Here is a 20953-nt window from a genome sequence, read left to right on the forward strand (position 1 = left end):
TATTTTAGGACAAAAGTAGTTGATAAAATCATATCTCTATTTATATTTTTTAAAAAATTAACGCTTTTTTGTAAGCGATAGGAACCTTATCTTTGTGTGCTAAATTTAAAAATTATGGAAGAGTGTATTTCAGTATTTGATATGTTAAAGATAGGAGTTGGACCTTCAAGTTCACACACTTTAGGACCTTGGCGTGCAGCTGAACGATTTTTAAATGAGATTAGAGAAGCAAACATTCTTAATAAAATAAGTAAGATACAAGTTGATTTATATGGATCTCTTTCATTAACAGGAGTAGGACATGCAACGGATTTAGCAGTAATGTTAGGTCTTAGTGGGCAAGATCCTGAATATATTCCAGTTCAAGATATTGAAGGTATAATTCATCATATTAATAATTCTAATGAATTAAAATTAGCAAATGAACTTGTTGTAAAATTTAATCCTCAAACAGATATCATTTTTAATAAAAACTTTTTAGCTTTTCATGCTAATGGATTGACTTTTACGGCTTTTTATGAGGATATAAAATATGAATCAACCTTTTATTCTATAGGAGGAGGATTCGTAGTAAAAGAGGAAAGAGAATCCGCTAAAGAAAAGGAAGAAGTAAAAAAATCTTTTCCATACCCCATTAATTATGCAACGGAATTATTAAATTATTGTCAGGAACAAAATCGGAAAATTTCTGAAATAGTGTATGATAATGAAAAATCAATTCGTTCTGAAGATCAAATTCACTCTGAATTATTAAGAGTTTGGAATACGATGTTAGAATGTATGTATATTGGTTGTCATACAGAAGGTATCTTACCAGGAGGATTGAATGTAAGAAGAAGAGCTTTTGATATGCACCAAAATTTGATTGGTGTAGCACACTATAATTCACCACAAGAATGGTTAGAAACGATACGTAAAACAGAGGTGAAATTTAGACAAATACTTAAATGGGTTTCTTGTTTTGCTTTAGCAGTTAATGAAGTAAATGCTTCTTTAGGACGCGTAGTTACAGCACCTACAAATGGCAGCTCAGGAGTAATACCCGCTGTGTTAATGTATTATATGGTAATAGAAAACCACCAAGCGAATGAAGATCAAATTAAACAATTTTTGATGGTAGCAGGTGAAATAGGCTCTATTTTTAAAAAGGGGGCTACAATTTCAGCCGCTATGGGTGGATGTCAAGCTGAAATTGGAGTTTCTTCAGCTATGGCTGCTGGTGCTCTGTGTGAAGTAATGGGAGGAACGCCAGAGCAGGTTTTAATGGCTGCTGAAATAGCAATGGAACATCATTTAGGACTTACTTGTGATCCTATTGGAGGTCTTGTTCAAATTCCTTGTATTGAGCGTAATACAATGGGGGCTATTAAAGCAATAAATGCAGCAGAATTAGCACTAGAAACAGATCCTAAAAATGCAAAAGTACCTTTAGATAAAGTAGTAAATACTATGTGGGAAACCGCTAAAGATATGAATAATAAATACAAAGAAACTTCCGAAGGAGGATTAGCTATAGCTGTAAATATGGCAGATTGCTAAAAATTTATCTAACTTATTAAATAGTAAAAGAGACTCATCATAAGGTTAGTCTCTTTTTTTTATCTTTGACTTTCTAAAAAAATATATACTAATGGATCTTTTAATTCAAAAAATAATAAAACAAGAAAATGTTACTTTTGAAGAAGTAATTGCGCATATTGATGCTAATTATGTGTTTACTCCAACAGCTTTCAAAAATGGGAACCAGTTAAATGAAGAAGGTCAAAATAATGGTTCTTGCAAAATATTTTTTTCGCTCTTTTACATCAACTAGATAAAGAACAAACACTACAACTTTTTGGTAAGTTTTATCAAGATGTATTAGACACACCAGATGCTATTGATCATCAAAATATTCGAAATTTTATGGAATTTGGATGGGATGAAATTAAATTTGAAAAAGATCCTCTTCAATTAATTTAAGAGTAAAAGAGCATAGTAATTTTTCTAGTATAGAATTTTAAACATAATAAATGCCTATACCTAATTACTATAATGTCCTTTTTATTTAAAACATAAACAAATCTAGTTTTGATATAACATCATAAGTATAATTTTATGCGTTGGACTCTACAATCTAAGCCAAATCAAGAAAAAATACAAGCCTTACAAGAAGCCCTACAAGTAAATTCTATAGTAGCGACACTTTTAATACAACGAGGAATAGAAACATTTGATCAGGCTAAGAAGTTTTTTAGACCTTCTTTGTCTGACTTACATGATCCTTATCTCATGAAGGATATGGATAAGGCTGTAGAACGAATAGAAAAGGCAATACTCAGAAATGAAAATATTTTAGTTTTTGGTGATTATGATGTAGATGGTACAACTGCCGTTTCCTTAGTTTCTTCTTATTTAAAAAGTTTTTATCCCTACGTGGCTACTTATATTCCAGATCGTTATACAGAAGGATATGGTGTGTCTTACCAAGGGATAGATTTTGCAGAGGATAATGATTTTAGTTTAATTATTGCTTTAGATTGTGGTATTAAATCTATTGATCATGTCTCATATGCTAGTCAAAAAGGAATTGATTTCATTATCTGTGATCACCACAGACCAGGATCTAATTTACCTGATGCAATAGCTGTTTTAGATCCTAAAAGAGAAGATTGTTTTTATCCTTATAAAGAGTTATGTGGTTGTGGTGTTGGATTTAAATTAATACAAGCATTAGCTTCTAATCGGGGGGCAAACAATAGAAGATTTAGTACCGTATTTAGATTTAGTAGCTACTGCTATTGGGGCAGATATAGTACCCATAACAGGAGAAAATAGAGTTTTAGCTAAGTTTGGTCTTGAGGTAATTAATAGTTCTCCTAGACCAGGAATACAAGCTTTGATTTTAAATTTAAAGAAAAAAGAATTAACCATTTCAGATGTAGTATTTATTATTGCTCCGAGAATAAATGCAGCTGGAAGGATTAAGCACGGAAATTATGCTGTGGCATTGTTAACAGAATTTGATTTGTTACAAGCTTCTCAATGTGCAGCAGATATAGAAATTTTTAATTCTAATAGGAAAGATTTAGATAAACAAATAACAGAAGAAGCACTTGATCAGATACTTAAAAATCAAGAAATAGATCGTTTTTCTACTGTAGTTTATAATGAAAATTGGCATAAAGGAGTAATAGGTATTGTGGCATCTCGCTTAGTAGAAAATTATTATCGACCAACCATAGTTTTTACTAAAAGTGGAGACAAGTTAGCTGCTTCAGCACGATCTGTAAAAGATTTTGATATTTATAATGCTTTAGAAGCTTGTTCTGATCACCTTGAGCAGTTTGGTGGACATATGTATGCTGCAGGTATGACTCTGAAAGAAGAAAATTATAAGGCTTTTAAAACAGCTTTTGAAAAGACTGTTAAAGAATCCATTCATCCAGATTTATTAACTCGAGAAATTAGTATAGACGCTGAAATTCAGTTAGCTGATATAACGCCTAAGTTAATGCGTATTTTAAAACAATTTGAGCCTTTTGGTCCTGAAAATATGACACCTGTTTTTATGTCTAGATCTATTTATGATACAGGTTATGGTAAAGCAGTAGGACAAAATGAAGAGCACCTTCGCCTTTTTGTTAAACAAAATAAGAGCGATAGCTTTAGTGCAATAGGTTTTGGAATTGGTAAAAAAAATGCCCTTACTAATCATTTAAGAAGATTTGATGCTGTATATTCTATAGAAGAAAATGAATGGAATGGTACCGTTTCTTTACAACTTCGATTACGTGATTTAAGATAATGAGAATCATAATTAAATATTTTATAAATTTTAAGGAAGATCACTCAATAAATAAATAAAAGATTTTGGCATTTTACGTTTTTTGGCTTATCCAATTTAATTATTTGATTTTGATTAAGTTTTAAATTGTTATTTATTTAAAGAGATAGTTTAGAAAAAAAGAAAATAAGTTCTGTGAGCAAAAATTTAGATAGGAAACACAAAATGGGTTATTCATTAACCCGATTTTCTTTTTGATACATCAAAAAGAATTTATTTAATTGTCTTGTAATGTTAGAAAATTTGATCTTTTAGAAAAAGTTAAAATTAGTTATAATAAATAATTTGATAGAGGAATAGAATTAAGGTAAATAAAAAATAGTTTTTAATTTTTTATATCAAGGAAACATAATTAATAAATTAATATACAGTGTCAAAAGTACAGAAAAAGGATCCTTATTCGTCCTTAAAAATTAAAGAGTTTAGATGGTTTTTAGCTATGCGATTAGCAATTGTACTAGCATGGTCTATGCAGTTTATTATTGTAGAATGGGAAGTATATAAGATAACAAAGGATCCTTGGTCATTAGGACTTATAGGTTTAATGGAAGTAATTCCTGCTATTACATTAGCTTTATTTGCAGGACATATAGTGGATAAAAATGAAAAAAGGAAAATGCTATTAGGTTGTTATACAGGACTATTTGTCCTTTCATTTTTATTAACGAATTTAATAAGCCCTTTTTTTACTAGTACAAAAATTCTTTATGGCATTTATGTTTTGGTCTTTTTAGGAGGAGTAGCCAGAGCTTTTATTTTTCCTTCCATATTTAGTTTATTAGGATTAATAGTACCTAATTCTGAAAAATCTAATGCGGCAGCTTGGAGTAGTTCTACTTGGCAAATTTCAGCTACGATTGGACCTGCATTAGCTGGTTTTTTAATAGGATGGATAGGGGTTTATGGAGCTATGTGGATTGTATTACTATGTATACTAATAGGCTTACTAGCACTTTTTCAAATAGCCCCTAAACCAATTTTAAATGCGCAAAAAAAGAAACAGTCTATGAAAGTTTAAAGGAAGGATTAGTTTTTGTTTTTAGTAATAAGACAATTTTAAATGCTATATCCTTAGATATGTTTGCTGTTCTTTTTGGTGGTGCAGTAGCATTGTTACCCATTTTTGCAACAGATATATTAAAAGTAGGATCCGAGGGATTTGGAATATTAAGAGCTGCTCCTGCTATAGGAGGACTTATTACGATGTTATTAGCAACTCATTTTGATTTAAATCATCGAGCAGGGAAAAAATTATTATGGGCTATTTTTGGTTTTGGAATTTGTATCATAGTTTTTGGTTTATCTACTCATTTTTGGTTGTCTGTTATTGCATTATTCTTAAGTGGTGTTACAGATGGCATTTCAGTAGTTATTCGATCGACTATACTTCAATTGTATACTCCAGATACAATGCGTGGTAGAGTTTCTTCTGTTAACTCAATATTTGTTGGTTCTTCTAATGAGTTAGGAGCATTTGAAAGTGGATTTACCTCTAAGTTAATGGGAACGGTAAATGCTGTTGTCTTTGGTGGAATCATGACATTAATAGTGGTAGGGAGTATGGCACTAAGTTCTTCTAAATTCAGAAATTTAGATATAGATAAATAAGTACAGCGTATTTGTTTCAATTATTTTATAATTGAAACAAATTAACCAAAAAGTTTGTAATCTTGATCGGAGGAAGAAATAGTATTATCTAATTTCTTCCTCCATAGGAGTTAGAAATAGTACATTCATTTTTTACTTTTTCGACAACCCTATATCATACCAGTAAACATTAGGGAATTTAGTTTAATAATCAATAAAGAGTTTGTTTTCTTCAAAAATTTAAAAATCTTTATGAACTCATTTTATTACCCCGCTTTCTAATATTGTAAATTTTTTATTAATACAATCTATTTCGGCTTCTGCACCAAAAGGAAGTGTAAAAGTAGGGCAAGTGTGTCCAAAGTCCATCTGTGTTATTACCGCTAAATCTGTTAATTTTTCTTCAAGTAATACCTTTTTTATTTCATTATCATATTCGTCTGCAAATTTATTATCATAAGGTCTGCCTACTATAATACCTTTTAAAATTTTAAGAATACCTTGTTCAGCATAGTTTCTTAACCAGCATCTTATATATTCAGGTCTTGATGTAACTTCAGACGTTTCTAAAAATAAAATAGCATTTTCAAACATCTTTAGTTTGGGCCAGTAAGCCGTTCCTTTTAGCATTTCAAGGGATTCTACACATCCACCGATAAGTTTTCCTCTTGTAATGTTATTTCCTTGTAAAAAATTCCATCCAGAATTGATCTCTAATTTACGTTTTGTATGAAGTAATGATTGATCAAACCATTCAAGTCGTTCAGAAGTCCAACCTTCATTATTTGGTAAAATTTGACCAATAGAATTTTCATTAAATAAAGTTCTTTTTAAATCTTCTATTTGGTATGGATGCATACCGCCATTTTCTGCAAAACCAACTAGAGTAGAAGTACCATAAAATGTAGATAATCCTGCCTTTAGGCATAAAAATGAATAATTGTAGAATCAGAAAATCCAATAAAAATTTTTGGATTTTTTTAATTACTTCAATGTCTATATATCGTAAAATACGAATACTGTCTTCACCCCCTATATTTGAAATAATTGCTTTGATTGAATGATCTTTAAAAGCATCCATTAAATCATTTGCTCTTTCTTCTGGATTTTCATAAATCCACTTTGCTGATTTTAAAGCATTTTTTGTTTCAATAACTTTTAGACCAAATATTTCTTCAATTTGTTTTTTACCTTGTTCGTATCTATACGGGATTTCTCCAGCTCCGCCCCAAGAAAGTGAAATAGTAGCTACTTTATCTCCTTTTTTTAGCTGTTTAGGTTTAATTAAATTCATTTGTAACTTTTTTAGATAAAATATAGTTTCATCATTTATTGAGTTTTATAGATTAAAACAAATCTATAAATTTTACCTCAAAAATTTTATTTAGAATTATTTAAAGATATTTACTATATTTTTTATTTATACTGTAAAAAATAGATAATATACAATCTTACAAGTTTAAACTATAATTTGATTTAGTATCAAATTTTTTGAAGCTTACTAAGTATTTTAAAATAAAAATTAACAGTAATATACTTATTTAATCCTAGGTTCAGCTCCAATTAATGGATTAAATGTTCTCCAAAGAAAATTTTCAATATCTTCTAAATATCTTATTTCTTCCTTATTTAATTCTAAAAATTGAAATTCTAAATCAACAGAGTCGATATTATTGAACCATTGATTAAGTTTTAGTGAAGAAGTCATTTTATGACCTAATCCTAGATGTTGTATAAATCTATTAAATAAGTTTTTTTCTACTTTTCCTAAATATAAATATTCTGTTAGATTTTCAAGGTCTTTTGTAGGTTTTGACCACCAACCATTTTTCGTTTTTCTTTTTTTATGAATTTTTCAAGTAGTTTTTTATTATTTGAATAGCTTATATGTTTGATTTTAAACCAATAAATAGCAGGATTATCACAGTTAGAAATTTCCTTAAAGTTAGGATATAAAGAAATAAGTTTTTCTTTAAAAATTTTATTTTCCTCAGATGATACTCTCTCTTTTTGTTTTCTTCTTAAAATAAAGTCTTCAAAGTCTAAATTGATATTCTTAAAAACATTATTACTGATATGAATTTTTGAACTGAATTGGAGATCGTTAATCTGTATTTTTTTAAAACTTTCGTAGAATTCAATTCTTTGTTGTATGTATTCACTAAAATCTATTTGCATACAATCTAAATAAAGTTTGTTATTATATCAAATATATGATTTTTATACAATTAATAATGGTATAAAGGTCATTTAACCCTAAAAATTGCATTTTTAATAGTTAAAGTTTAGTGTAAAATTTTATACATTAGATTGTATAAAAAATTAAAATAGGTTGAATAAAGAGTATAAAAAGTTTTTTAAAAAAATAATTATTCTTGTTAATAATCAAAGGAGTTATGATAAGGGAAATTAACAGAGCAGCTATGTTTGTTACAATTAAATTCCCATATTCTTTGATATTCATTCCATATACAATCCTTGTTAATGTGATTACTAATATAATAGTTATAAAAATTGCCCAATATTTTAAACTTATATTTTTCGTTTTTATTTTATTTTTAGGAAGTTTATAAAGAGTAAAGAAGATAAAAAGGGTTCCAGTTATACTGCTTAAATGTTGTAATATTTTAAAAATATAAATTTTTTCCCCTAATAATTTTATTGTGCTTGTCAAAAAGGGAATTATTTTTACAAAGTATCCTTGTTGATGTGTAAAACTATCCCAAAATATATGAGACGTTATACCAATGAGAATTGATGATAAAACTATAATTATATTTGTCTTAAAATATTTGTTCCAGTTAAAAAAAATAAAAATTGAAAGCCTTGATTTTAATATTGCTGGTAAGTTATCTAATAGACTATTACGAACGATATTATGAAAAATAAAAGTCAGTAGGATTCCTAATGGTAAATCAAAAAGGAAGATACCTTCTAATGTATGACTATAAGTACTTTTAATTTTCATACGTAAAAAATATTCAAAATCAGGAAGCATGCTTCCTATTATAAGACCTGTTGTTGAAAATTGTTTTTTTGAAAAAAAGGCAGAGGTAAAACAATTGCTGGATGCGAAAATGTAAATGGCATTTTTGTATATTTCGTATAGTAATACTATATGATCAGTTGTATTAATTAACGTATTTTTATTTTGATCAGATTTAACAATATAAAAAGTAATGTAATTGTAAATTTTTAAAACCTATTTAAATGATAAAAAAATAATTCTTTCTTATTTAAAAATAGGAGGAATGGTAAATAGTAAAGTAGCTTACTGTTTTATATTTTCGGATATCTTTTTATCATTTTGAAAAATAGAGTTTTAATCTGTTTTCTTAATTTTTACTTATACTAATAATGTTTTCTACAGTTTTAACACTAGAAAGTGTGGTATTATATACATATTCTACATGAATGGTTACTAGATCTCCTTTTTTAAAGTTTTAATGTCTTTTGTAAATGGTTCATTTATATCTTTTTATTGAAATCACTAATTAAAATTTGATATGTTTTTAGTTTTTCAGTGCCTGCTTGACCATTAACTATCAAATTTTTGTATTCCTTTACTCTAAAATTAGCAATATTTCCAGATTGTCCGCATTTATCAGGGCATAGAGCTGTTCTTCCTAGACATTGGTGAAAATTAATTTCGTCAAAAAAGCTGTAAAAATATGGGTAGATGTAAAAGGTTTTTTCAATTTTTGTGAACTCGTTGTAACCATTTTTCTTTTACTAATTTCTTTTATTAATGTATATTTTATACTAGATCCATCCGCAGGAGGATTTTTAATTTTTTCCTCTTTGATGATTAATTCATATTCATTCCCTATTTCGTATTTAAAACCTTGTATACTACTATAAAAATATTCCCATTCTTTTTGATCTTTAGTCCATTTTACTAACATACATTGAGTTTCCATTAACCCTGTAGAGCAAGGTTTAGTTTCTGCTGAGATGTAAATGGTTTTTTTATTCGTATTATTTATTGTTTTGCAAGACATTAATGTAAATGCAAGTATTGTAATTGTAGTTAAGATGATTTGTTTCATTAGTAATTGTTTTAAAGGTTTAATTATCTTTATAATCTATAATACTTGTTGAAAACTTTATTGCATAAGTTTTTCGTTGTATAGTTCTAATGAAATGCTATCCAAAAGGATGCCAAAGATATTAGTAAGAATAAAAATTAGTATATTTTAGGAAAATTATTAGATAAGAGCAGTATATTTAAAATAAGATAAAAATGATCCTAAAACATTTTGAAAGGTTACTTGATTTGTTTATTGTCAAGATAAAAAAAAAGTAAGTGAGGTTTTTAGTTCAGAATAAGAAAAAAGTATTTAAGTTAATTGTATTTTTTGTGTATCTAAATAAAGGTCTCTTATAAACTTAAAAGTTATGAGACCTTTATTGGATAGTGTCGGTTATTTTAAGTTTATTTAAATAATCCATCCATTCCAGGAATATTAGGCATTCCATCTTTAGCAACGGCACCTAATTCCGCTTCATTTACCGCAGTTGCTTTTTCAATAGCTTTGTTTAAAACCATTACTAAATAGTCTTCTAATTGTTCTTTGTCTTCTAATAGACTATCATCTATTGCGATGGTTTTTATTTGGCGGTTAGCAGTTAGGGTTACTTGTAATAATCCATCACTACTTTTTTCATCTACTAAAACAGTATCTAAACGTTTTTTAGTATCTTCAATTTTTGTTGGGTTTCTTTTAATTTACCCATCATGCCCATAATATCTCCAAACATAATTTTTTTAGTTTTAATTTAGGTACAAACTTACTAATTTCATTTATGAAAGTGTAAATTTGCAATTCAAAAAATATAAAAATGTCAAATACCATTATACCTCCTGTGGCTAAAATTGTACCACATAAATTAGAAATTCATAATGATATACGTATCGACAATTATTATTGGTTAAATGATAGAGAAAATAAAGAGGTAATAGATTACTTAAATGCTGAGAATACGTATTATGAACAAATGACTGCTGAGACAAAAGATTTTCAAAAGGAATTGTTTGAAGAAATGAAGTCACGTATAAAAGAAGACGAATCCTCAGTGCCGTATTTGTATAATGGTTATTGGTATATTACACGTTTTGAGAAAGGAGGAGATTATCCTATTTATTCACGTAAAAAGGTGATTTAGAGGCTCCTGAAGAAATTTTATTTAATTGTAATGAAATGGCAAAAAAATTTGCCTATTTTCAATTAGGAGGTGTAAGTGTAAGTCCTAATAACAAGTTTGCTACTTTTGGAGTAGATACAATAAGCCGTCGTATTTATACAGTTCAAATAAAAAATTTAGAAACGGGTGAAATTTTAGCAGATAAAATAGAGAATTGCACAGGAGGGGCTGTTTGGGCTAATGATAATGAAACAATTTTTTATACAACTAAAGACCCTGTAACACTTCGTTCTAATAAGATTTATAAGCATAAATTAGGAACTGATGTTTCTGAAGATGTATTAGTTTTTGAAGAAAAAGATGAAACTTTTAGTGTATATATTTACAAAGAAAAATCAAAAAAATATTTAGTAATAGGTTCTCAAAGTACTATGACGACTGAATATCAATATTTAAATGCTAATACACCAGATGAACCTTTTTAATGTTTCAAAAACGTACTCGTGGTTTAGAATATACAATTTCGCATTTTGGAGAGTATTTTTATATATTAACGAATAAGGATAAAGCAACTAATTTTAAACTTATGAAGACAGCTGAGATAGCTACTTCAAAAGATAATTGGGTAGATGTTTTAGCGCACCGAGAGGACGTTTTATTGGAAGATATTGAAATTTTTAAAGATTATTTAGTAGTTGAAGAACGTTCAAATGGATTAACACAATTACGTATAATACCATGGAGTGGAGAAGAAGAGTATTATCTTCCTTTTGATAGTGAAACTTATACAGCTTATACTACAACTAATGTTGATTTTGATACAGAAATTCTACGTTATGGATACCAATCCTTAAAAACACCTTCTTCTATTATTGATTTTAATATGCGTACACAAGCAAAAGAAATTAAAAAAGAACAAAAAGTTTTAGGGGGTAAATTTGATAAGGATAATTATGAAGAAAAACGAGTATGGGCAACAGCTCGTGATGGGGTAAAAGTTCCTATTTCATTAGTTTACAGAAAAGAAGCTGAGTTTAATGGAGAAAGTCCTTTATTACAATATGCTTATGGTTCATATGGTTATTCAATGGATTGTACTTTTTCAACAACTCGTTTGAGTTTATTAGATCGTGGATTTATTTATGCTATTGCTCATATAAGAGGAGGAGAGGATTTAGGTCGCCCTTGGTATGAAGAAGGAAAATTATTAAAAAGAAAAATACTTTTACTGATTTTATAGATTGTTCCAAATTTTTAATTGAAAATAATTATACTTCAGCTCAACATTTGTACGCAGAAGGAGGATCTGCTGGAGGTTTATTAATGGGAGCCGTTATTAATATGAATCCAGAATTATATAATGGAATTATTTCCGCTGTTCCATTTGTAGATGTAGTGACTACTATGTTAGATGATTCTATTCCTTTAACAACGGGAGAATACGATGAATGGGGAAATCCAAATGATAAAGAATATTATGATTATATGAAATCCTATTCACCTTATGATAATGTAGAAGCAAAAGAATATCCTAATATGTTAGTAACAACAGGTTTGCATGATTCTCAAGTGCAATATTGGGAGCCAGCTAAATGGGTTGCTAAGTTACGAGCAACTAAAATAGATAAAAATTTATTATTTTTAGACACAAATATGGATACAGGACATGGTGGAGCTTCGGGTAGATTTGAAGCTTTAAAAGAAATAGCAAAAGAATTTTCGTTTTTGTTTCAACTAGAGGGAATCAAACGATAAAAAATTAATAGCTTTGTAGTTCATTATCCAGAAAAAATTAATAAACTGTATGGAGACAGAAATTAAGGCTTATAACTCTATTCTAGAATTAATAGGAAACACGCCTTTAATTAAATTAAATAAGATAACGAATTCCTTTAAAGGAAATTTTTATGCTAAAGTAGAAGCTTTTAATCCAGGACATTCTACAAAGGATAGGATTGCTTTATACATTATTGAAGAAGCAGAGCGAAGAGGAATTTTAAAGCCCGGTGATACGATAGTAGAAACTACTTCTGGTAATACAGGATTTAGTCTTGCTATGGTTAGTATTATAAAAGGGTATAATTGTGTTTTAGCCGTAAGTTCAAAATCATCACCTGATAAGATAGATATGCTAAAGAGTATGGGAGCAAAAGTATATGTGTGTCCTGCTCATGTTTCAGCAGATGATGAACGTTCTTATTATAATGTTGCAAAGCGCTTACATGAAGAAACCAAAGGATCTATTTATATTAATCAATATTTTAATGAATTAAATATTGAAGCACATTATAAAACAACAGGTCCAGAAATTTGGGAACAAACAAATGGTAAAGTTACTCATATTATTGCGTGTTCAGGGACAGGAGGTACATTGTCTGGTACTGCAAAATTTTTAAAAGAACAAAACCCTGATATCAGAATTTTAGGAGTAGATGCTTATGGCTCTGTATTAAAAAAATATCATGAGACTAAAGAATTTGATTCAGAAGAAATTTACCCTTATCAAATAGAAGGATTAGGTAAAAATTTAATTCCTACAGCTACTGATTTTGATATTATAGATTGTTTTATAAAAGTTACAGACGAGGAGAGTGCGCATATGTCTCGAAATCTAGCAAAAACAGAAGGAATTTTTGCAGGTTATACATCAGGAGCTGTTTTAGAAGCTATTAGACTATACAATGAAGAAGGGGAATTTGATAAAAATAGCGTAGTAGTAGCCATATTACCAGATCATGGATCACGTTATATGAGTAAAGTTTATAATGATGAATGGATGCGATCTCAAGGTTTTTTTGATAGTGTGAATGCAGAGGATCAAAAAGTAGAATTTATTAAATAAGAAATAGACTTAATTTTTATTGCCTTGACCTATTTTAAGTGATAATGCCAAAATATAAGGATTTTATGTTAACTTCTCATTTGCTTAGTGGCATTATATAATCTGATTCGCTCTAATAGAATAAAGTTAAAATTGTATCCGACTTTAATCAATTAGAGCGAATTTTGGGCAAACTAAAATGAAGGTCTTTTTTGGTGCTTTAGAGCTTTTCTTCTTTTTGACTTTAAAAGGATATAAAAGCTCCTAGGCTATTATATAATTATTCTTGATACTCTGATATAATTTCATTTTCAAACTCCATATGGTCTATGATTTCAGTGTTAACTTCTGGTTTTGATGCTTTTAGTTTATTAAATCTTTCTACTGCTTCTAAATCATTTTCATCACCGCTAAAATAAGGAAATACATCTACAATAGGGGATTCTGAAATGGCAGGAATAGTGTAATCTCCCATTGTATTTCTCATCGCAAGTTGTGTATTATCGTAAGCTTCACGTACATCGTTTGCTTGTATTAATAAGTATAAGTTAGTTTTTCTTTCCTTACCACTTTCTTCATCATAAGCTATTAAGGAAACTTTTGAGCGAAACCATCGGTCTGTATTTTCAAAAGGATGAATTTCAGCATAGTTTGCTACTTTAATGTTTGTAATCTTAAATTCTTCACTCAGATAAGACATCATTTCTTGTGTAATTCTAGATTCAGCTTCAGTATAAGATAAAGCATCTACTAAATATGGCTCTGTTGTAACTTTTTGAACACCATTTTCATCTATTTTTCTAAACTTTACTTTGCATTCGTACCAAGTTGCGCTCATAATTATATATTTTAAGGAGGGCAAATGTACTTTTTTAATTCTAAATAATAAGAAGTTTAAGTAGATATGTATCTTAGTTTATAAACAATTTTTAGGATATTTTTAATATGCTTTATTGGTTCCAAATTTCCCAAGCTTTTTCCGCTTGTAGTACAAGCATTTCATATCCATTTTTGATAATAGCTCCTTTTTCTTTCGCTTTTATTAGAAAAGTAGTTTTTTCTGGATTATAAATTAAGTCGTACACTAAATGATTTGATGTTATAAATTCATATGGAATTGAAGGGCAGTCTTTAATGTTAGGATAGGTTCCTAGTGGAGTACAATTAATAATAATGTTGTATTCCGTTATAATAGAAGCGTTTAATTCATTATAGCTAATTGTATTAAGTGATTGTTTTCTGGAAACAAATAGATATTCAATTCCTAAATTTTTTAAAGCATAAGCAATAGATTTTGAAGCTCCCCCTGTGCCTAGTATTAATGCTTTTTTATGATGGTCACAAAGTAAAGGAATAAGTGATTCTTGAAAGCCGTAAAAATCAGTGTTATCACCAATAAGTTCTTTCTTAGAATTGATTTTAATAGTATTAACAGCTCCTATATACTTTGCTGTTTCTGAGAGTCGATCTAATAAAGGAATTATCTCTTCTTTATAAGGAATTGTTACATTTAGACCAATAAGATTTGGTTCGTTGATAATTATGTTTTTGAATTCATCAATTTTTTGAATATCATAATTATCATATGAAAAAAAGGATGTTAGGGATTCATTCTGAAATTTATCTTTAAAATAATTTTTAGAAAAAGAATATGAAATATTTCTACCTAATAGACCTAATTTTTTCATTAGTTATGTTATTTATTATTTGTTAAATTTAATTATTGTTTCTTGTACTATTTGTAATTCAAATACAGTAGGAAATAGTTCTTCTAATATACTTATCATTTTGAGATTGTGATGTAAAGCATTTGTTAAATGATAAAGACCTTTGGTTAGGTTATTAGTTGTATAGTATAAGCCTGCTAATCGATATTCTATTTCATAATGATCAGAAAATAGGGTATTAGCTTTTACTAGGGTTTCGATAGCGGCTTGGTACTCACCAATAAATAATTGAGTGTCGGCCCAAAATAAAATGGTATCTAATTCTGTATCACCTAATTCTACTGCTTTTTTGTATCCTTCTTGTGCTTCTTCAAATAATGATAGTTCTTTATTTATGGCTGCATAACGTTTCCAATAGAAAGGGTTTTCTGCATCTATACTAAGGGCTTTATTAGCATAATAAAGTGCTTTTTGGTAGTTTTCTTGTCGGATATAAAAATCTGTTATAGCAATCCATCCTTTATCTAGAAGGGGGTCTTCATGAACAGTTTGATTATAATAATTTAATGCTTCTGTATTATTTCCTAATTTTTCAAAACATTTACCTATTCGTAATAAAGCATAAGAGGTAGGATCTTCTAATCGAATGGTTTCTTGATAATTCCAAATAGCTTCTTCATAGCGTGCTAAACGCTCTAATGCTTTGGCTTTTTCCATGAAGGCTCCCATGAATTGATCGTCAATAACTGTTGCATAGTCAAAGGCTATGTAGGCATCTTGATATTGTTGTATGGTAAAGTTTAATCTACCTAATTGATGCCAAGCTATTTCGCTATAAGGATTTACTTCTATATAGTTTTTTAGGAATGAAATGGCTTCTTGGTATTGTTCTAAAAATTCAAAGCAGTAAATAACATTATACAGTCCTGATTGTTCTTGGGGTTCTTCTTCTAGACAAGCAATAAAATGTTTTTTTGCTAATTCTAGTTCATCCATAAATAAATACTCCATCCCTAAGAGGTTATGAACATCAGCATAGTCATCTGTATATTGTAGGGCTGTTTTTAGAAATTCAACGGCTTGTTTATGATCATCTCTTTTAGAGCAAATATTTGCTTTTTGTATGAAGACTTCTTCATTTGTGGGTTCAATAGCATATAGATCATTGAGTAGCTTTTCAGCCTGTTCAAGTTTGTCTTCAAATATTAACATTTCAACTTGAACTAACTTTAACCCAAATGATTTAGGGTGTTGTTCTAGTCCTAATTTTAATGCTTTTTTAGCTAAACTAGGTTTACCAATATCCATATAATGGAGGATAATGTCCTCAAACTCTTCTGAATCAAAAAACAAAACTTTATTGGTTTTTAACATTGATTCAAATTTTGATAAGGATAAACTATAATCTTCTTCATCGTGACTCAAATGCATACTGCTAAGTTTTATTATCCTTACTAAAAGTAGTAAAGTTACGTTTATAATTAGTTGGAAAATCTTTTGTTTTAAACAATTTAATTAATAAAATTTAGACTTCTTTAATGTTCTTTTTTTGTACAATCTATCTCATTCATAGCATCAATAATAATGCCACAGCTTTCTATTGTTTTTTAACTAATTCAATGTCTTGTGTTTGTAGTTTTTGATTCAGCCATTTTTTTATTTTTTTTGTATCTATCGTATTATCATCACATTCGTATAACAATACAATAAATGTTTTGGTGCTATCTGTGTTGGTATTAATGAGATGTTTTCCTAATGATACATTTTTTAGTTCAGGAAATAAGATAGCAATTTCTTCTAGAGTTTCATTATTAGAAATTTTATATTCGTTTAATTCTTTTTGTAATTTAGTTATTAAAAGATCTTTTTGATCGGATGTTTTGTTTCGAATCCCGATTTCATTTAAAATTTCATCTTTTAAATCTTTAGGATCTTGTTTAATTTCTATTACGGTATTTGTTATTTCGTATTTAGAAAGTTTTTCATTTAATAATTTAGTTTCGTTTTTACTGAATTTTTTACTCAAAAAAGCAAGTTCTATTGTTTTTGGATTGGTATTATATATAGTTTTTTTATAAATAATAGTATATCCTTTATTTGTTAATTCATGTGTTAAGAAATCTTCTATTTTTTGGTTGTATTTATTTTCTTGAAGTAAGCTATATGCCATATAGCAACTTGGAATTATCATGATTAAAATTAAAATTGAAATTCCATAACGAATTTGTTTTTCAAATTTTTGATTGAGTGTTTTTATGGGGTTATAATTGAGGTATTTAAGAACTAAAAAGGTTGAAATACAAATAAAGAAACAGTTGATTGAGTATAAATAAATAGCTCCTAGAAAATATGAAAAATTACTAATAGCCAGTCCATGCCCAGCTGTGCAAAGAGGAGGCATTAATGCAGTGGCAATAGCTACCCCTGGTATTGGATTACCTTTTTCTACTCTTGTAATAGCAATTACTCCAACTAAACCTCCAAAAAAAGCAATTATTACATCATAAATATTTGGAGATGTTCTGGCTAATAATTCAGAATTTGTATCTTTAAAGGGACTAAAATAAAAATAAATTGTAGCTACAGTTAGGCTTAGTATTGTAGCTATTAATAAATTTTTAGCAGATTTTTTTAATAACTCAAAATCATAAATAGCTAAAGAAAAACCAGCTCCAACTATAGGTCCCATAAGAGGAGAAATGAGCATTGCTCCTATAATTACCGCTGTAGAATTTACATTTAGACCCACGCAGGCTATTACTATTGCACAAGCTAATGTCCATAAGTTAGATCCTCTGAATGAAATATTAGATTTTACAGTTTCTAAAACTTTTTCTTGTTTTTCTTCGCCTTTATTTAAGTTGATAAAGTCATAAATTTTTTTCTCAATCATTTGCTTGTTTTATTTTATAAATTCTAGCTGCTTGTTTACTAATAAAGATAGCTTTATGTAAATATAAAGCAAAAACTAATGGGTACAAAATAGGTGTAATTTTTTTAAAAAAATAAATAAAATTAAGCTTTAAGTAAAGTTATTTTATAATTTGATTATAAATATATTATACTTTTTTATTTTAATTATTTATTGAGTTTTATAATTCTATTTTTAAAAGATATTTAATGTTGATTTATATCATGATATTGCCATAGAACATTTACTAATTTCCACTTTCCATTTAGTTTTATTATGTGCATATAATCTATCCATTCATCTGCTATTAATTTTAAAGAAGCAATGCGATTTGAAACGTCTAAAAAAATAATATCTTTTTTAGGATTTTTAGGGAATTTATTTCCTTTTTTATTATATGATTCAGCTAATAAAACCATAGATTCAGTAGTAGTTTCTCTTAGAAAATCTTTTTCTGTAGATTTGTCTTTCCAAAAGGTTCTTTTTACCATTCTAGGATGTAAAGCTTGTTCCATTTGTGAAGGATTAGGATTATGTTGTGATTCAATATAATCTAAAGCTACTTTTTTTATTTCTAAACTGTCTTGTTTGGTTTGTCCGTAGGATAGTGAAGAAATGGAAAAAATAGAAAAAATAAAAAGTAGATTCTGTAATTTCATTATTGTTTTAATTGAATTTTATTATAGTTAGATGAAAATATAGTCATGCGACTGTGAAATATATTTTTGCAAAATAAGAGTTTTCTATTAAATGCCCAAAAATTAAGGAAATAGAAAAAGATAAAGAACAAACTAAACTTGATAGTCAAAGACTAGGTATTAATAGTAAAAAAGATTCCTGTATTTTATAATCTGTAGGAATATACTAGGGACAAATGAATGTTTGAGATTTTTTATGTAATTTTTTTACATAATATTTTAGCGGTTTATTCATTATTAGTATAGTATAACTTTGTAGTATAATGATTATTTCAATTAGGCTTTACCAAATCTAAGTAAGATAGATACTTTGATTAGATAAAAATGAACTAAAATTTCTGTCAAAGGAGTAAAGTGAATTTTGTATAATGAAAAAGAATTTTTGTACTATTTATTGATCATAGCTCTATTATCTATTTTTCTAACAGAATAATGAATCTAAGGTCTTGTTAGATCTTAAGTTATAAAGAATACGTTTAAGGCTATTTGTAAAGTGTGAATAGCGATTTTTTGTCTATTTTTTGTTTGATTATGAATAGACACAATTTGTAGATAGTATAATTTTTAAACAAGTTATTAACAAGAAACTTTACTTGAGGTATAGGTTATAAAATTATAATTGAGTAAATAAGCAAGAGCTTCTTTAGAATATTCAAAGAAGCTCTTGTTTTAAATTGAACGTAAAAAATTAACTAATCTTCCATAGCAAAAAGGCGTTCACGATATAATTTGCCAATGGCTACCTGTAAGCGAGTTTTATAATCATCTACAAGCCATTCTCTATAATTTTTTGTAGAATTCGCCAGACATCGACAAAATATTTTTACTCTATATTCAATATCCTCTATGAGATATTTTGCTAATTGTTTTGCTTCGTTTAATTCTTCAGCATTATCTACACACATACTGGCATGATTTAAGATAGAATCTTCAATGACTACTTTTGGACGTAAGTTTTTAGCGATGGCTTTGTTAAATTCTTCTTCTATATCAAATTCTACATCCAAAGTGTTTTTGAATCGTTCGCGTACGTCTGCTGGCATTTCATATTTGAAATAACGCTCAATTTCAGCATCACTACGTAAATTTTCTATGTAGTATTCAGGTGTTTTAAAAATATGTTGCCAATCTATAGGATCATCCCATAGACCAAATCGCGCAGCATTATTTCCCTAAATCTATTATGCTAAATTCATGTTTATTAGGCAAACGTCTAGAACCACGACCAATCATTTGAAAATAAAGAGTCAAAGACTTAGTAGCGCGATTAATGATGATAGATTCCACAGTTGGTTCATCAAAACCTGTAGTCAAAATACCTACAGAAGTAAGTACCGCATTAGGGGTATGTTTAAACCATTTTAGTATGTCTTTTCGTTCTTCATTACTGGTTGTGTTATCTAAGTGACGAATATCATAACCTGCTTTTTTAAATGTTTCATATACATATAAAGAAGTATTGATACCATTGTTAAAAATTAAGGTTTTTTTACCTTTTGATTTTTCTTCATAAGCACTCAATAGTTTAGATTGCATATCTAGTTGTGAGTAGAGTTCATCAGATGATTTGACAGTATAATCACCATTGATACCTACTTTTAAGCTAGATAGTGTTACATCGTAACTATAGGTCGTAGCTTTTGCTAAAAATCCATTTTCGATTAATTTTCTAATAGGATCTCCCACAATGAGTTCTTTATAGTTTTCATACATAGGGAGTTCAATATTAGAGCTTAATGGAGTAGCTGTAACACCTAGAATAAAAGAATTTTTGAAACGATTCAATAATTTTCGGAATGAATTATAATGTGCTTCGTCTATAATAACTAATCCAACATTGTCAATTTCTAATAAATCATCATTCAAACGATTTTTTAAAGTTTCTACCATAGCAACAAAACAAGAAAAATCATCTTGATCAGGGAGGTCTTTTACTTTTGAATTAATGATTTTATTTTGTACACCAAAATTACTTAACATTTTAGAGGTTTGTTTGCATAATTCAATGCGGTGTGTAAGTACTACTACCTTTTTTTGATGTATTTCTATATAGCGACGTACTATTTCTGAAAATATAACAGTTTTTCCTCCACCTGTAGGTAATTGGTATAAAAGACGATAATTAGGTGACGTATTATCCATTCTGTCAAAAATGGTATTGATATCGCGTGATTGATAATCGTAGAGTGTTTTTTTGTCTTCCAAGACCGTTTCTATATCGCTTTGCATCATACCTTTTTGAAATTTTTGCAAAATTACATTTAAAAAACTGTTTATAGATATTTTTTTTTAGAAATT

12 protein-coding genes and 7 pseudogenes are annotated in these 20953 nt (G+C 28.3%); 6 read left to right on the top strand and 13 right to left on the bottom strand.

Going from position 1 to position 20953, the window contains the following annotated elements; genetic code table 11:
• Positions 1-114: 114 nt before the first annotated feature.
• The 4 genes and pseudogenes from JJC03_RS14170 to JJC03_RS14185 all read left to right on the top strand — a co-directional run bounded on the left by JJC03_RS14170 (position 115) and on the right by JJC03_RS14185 (position 5434).
• A complete protein-coding gene (locus tag JJC03_RS14170; protein ID WP_088400773.1) occupies positions 115-1539 on the top strand; it encodes an L-serine ammonia-lyase in 1425 nt (474 codons plus the stop codon).
• 91 nt (positions 1540-1630) lie between these two features.
• Positions 1631-1962: pseudogene (locus JJC03_RS14175) on the top strand (HopJ type III effector protein).
• Between the two features lie 135 nt (positions 1963-2097).
• Positions 2098-3787, top strand: a pseudogene (recJ, locus tag JJC03_RS14180) (single-stranded-DNA-specific exonuclease RecJ).
• A gap of 478 nt (positions 3788-4265) precedes the next feature.
• Positions 4266-5434 (top strand): annotated as a pseudogene (locus JJC03_RS14185) (MFS transporter).
• A 237-nt stretch (positions 5435-5671) separates the two neighbouring features.
• Here the strand turns inward: JJC03_RS14185 and JJC03_RS18940 are convergent.
• The 7 genes and pseudogenes from JJC03_RS18940 to JJC03_RS14215 all read right to left on the bottom strand — a co-directional run bounded on the left by JJC03_RS18940 (position 5672) and on the right by JJC03_RS14215 (position 10174).
• Positions 5672-6271 (bottom strand): S66 peptidase family protein, encoded by a 600-nt coding sequence (locus tag JJC03_RS18940; protein WP_309597672.1) that lies wholly within the window; start codon positions 6269-6271, stop codon positions 5672-5674.
• Positions 6228-6707 carry an LD-carboxypeptidase gene (locus JJC03_RS18945; RefSeq protein ID WP_309597673.1) on the bottom strand — a complete coding sequence of 160 codons (480 nt, stop codon included), beginning with the start codon at positions 6705-6707 and terminating at the stop codon, positions 6228-6230. The genes JJC03_RS18940 and JJC03_RS18945 overlap by 44 nt, the downstream gene beginning before the upstream one ends.
• Positions 6708-6950: 243 nt before the next feature.
• Entirely contained in the window at positions 6951-7121 is a 171-nt protein-coding gene (locus tag JJC03_RS14195) for a hypothetical protein (protein ID WP_235873525.1), read from the bottom strand.
• Between the two features lie 77 nt (positions 7122-7198).
• A complete protein-coding gene (locus JJC03_RS14200) occupies positions 7199-7591 on the bottom strand; it encodes a hypothetical protein (RefSeq protein WP_235873526.1) in 393 nt (130 codons plus the stop codon).
• A 127-nt stretch (positions 7592-7718) separates the two neighbouring features.
• Positions 7719-8503 (bottom strand): annotated as a pseudogene (locus JJC03_RS14205) (DUF4184 family protein).
• A gap of 536 nt (positions 8504-9039) precedes the next feature.
• Entirely contained in the window at positions 9040-9462 is a 423-nt protein-coding gene (locus JJC03_RS14210; RefSeq protein WP_235873527.1) for a DUF4377 domain-containing protein, read from the bottom strand.
• A gap of 386 nt (positions 9463-9848) precedes the next feature.
• A pseudogene (locus JJC03_RS14215) lies at positions 9849-10174 on the bottom strand (YbaB/EbfC family nucleoid-associated protein).
• An 81-nt stretch (positions 10175-10255) separates the two neighbouring features.
• On the opposite strand from JJC03_RS14215, the pseudogene JJC03_RS14220 reads away from it, so the two are divergent.
• Positions 10256-12313: pseudogene (locus tag JJC03_RS14220) on the top strand (S9 family peptidase).
• Positions 12314-12362: 49 nt separating this feature from the next.
• On the top strand, positions 12363-13400 hold the full coding sequence (capA, locus tag JJC03_RS14225) for a cysteate synthase (protein ID WP_088397825.1): 1038 nt from the start codon (positions 12363-12365) through the stop codon (positions 13398-13400).
• A gap of 259 nt (positions 13401-13659) precedes the next feature.
• Here capA and JJC03_RS14230 read toward each other — a convergent pair whose 3' ends face one another.
• The 6 genes and pseudogenes from JJC03_RS14230 to JJC03_RS14255 form a co-directional block, all read right to left on the bottom strand.
• Positions 13660-14217, bottom strand: a complete 558-nt coding sequence (locus JJC03_RS14230; protein WP_088397824.1) for a DUF4494 domain-containing protein — start codon at positions 14215-14217, stop codon at positions 13660-13662.
• A gap of 112 nt (positions 14218-14329) precedes the next feature.
• Positions 14330-15067 (bottom strand): shikimate dehydrogenase family protein, encoded by a 738-nt coding sequence (locus JJC03_RS14235; RefSeq protein WP_235873528.1) that lies wholly within the window; start codon positions 15065-15067, stop codon positions 14330-14332.
• Positions 15068-15082: 15 nt separating this feature from the next.
• Complete coding sequence (locus JJC03_RS14240; protein WP_235873529.1) at positions 15083-16477, bottom strand: tetratricopeptide repeat protein; 1395 nt, start codon at positions 16475-16477, stop codon at positions 15083-15085.
• 166 nt (positions 16478-16643) lie between these two features.
• The gene (locus JJC03_RS14245; RefSeq protein ID WP_088400807.1) at positions 16644-17939 is read right to left on the bottom strand and encodes a TIGR00341 family protein; all 1296 of its coding nucleotides are present in this window, start codon (positions 17937-17939) and stop codon (positions 16644-16646) included.
• A gap of 224 nt (positions 17940-18163) precedes the next feature.
• Positions 18164-18616, bottom strand: a complete 453-nt coding sequence (locus JJC03_RS14250; RefSeq protein WP_088445010.1) for a nuclear transport factor 2 family protein — start codon at positions 18614-18616, stop codon at positions 18164-18166.
• Between the two features lie 731 nt (positions 18617-19347).
• Positions 19348-20887 (bottom strand): annotated as a pseudogene (locus tag JJC03_RS14255) (DEAD/DEAH box helicase).
• Positions 20888-20953 lie beyond the last annotated feature (66 nt).

The organism is Flavobacterium oreochromis (assembly GCF_019565455.1).
Taxonomy (GTDB): Bacteria; Bacteroidota; Bacteroidia; order Flavobacteriales; family Flavobacteriaceae; genus Flavobacterium; species Flavobacterium oreochromis.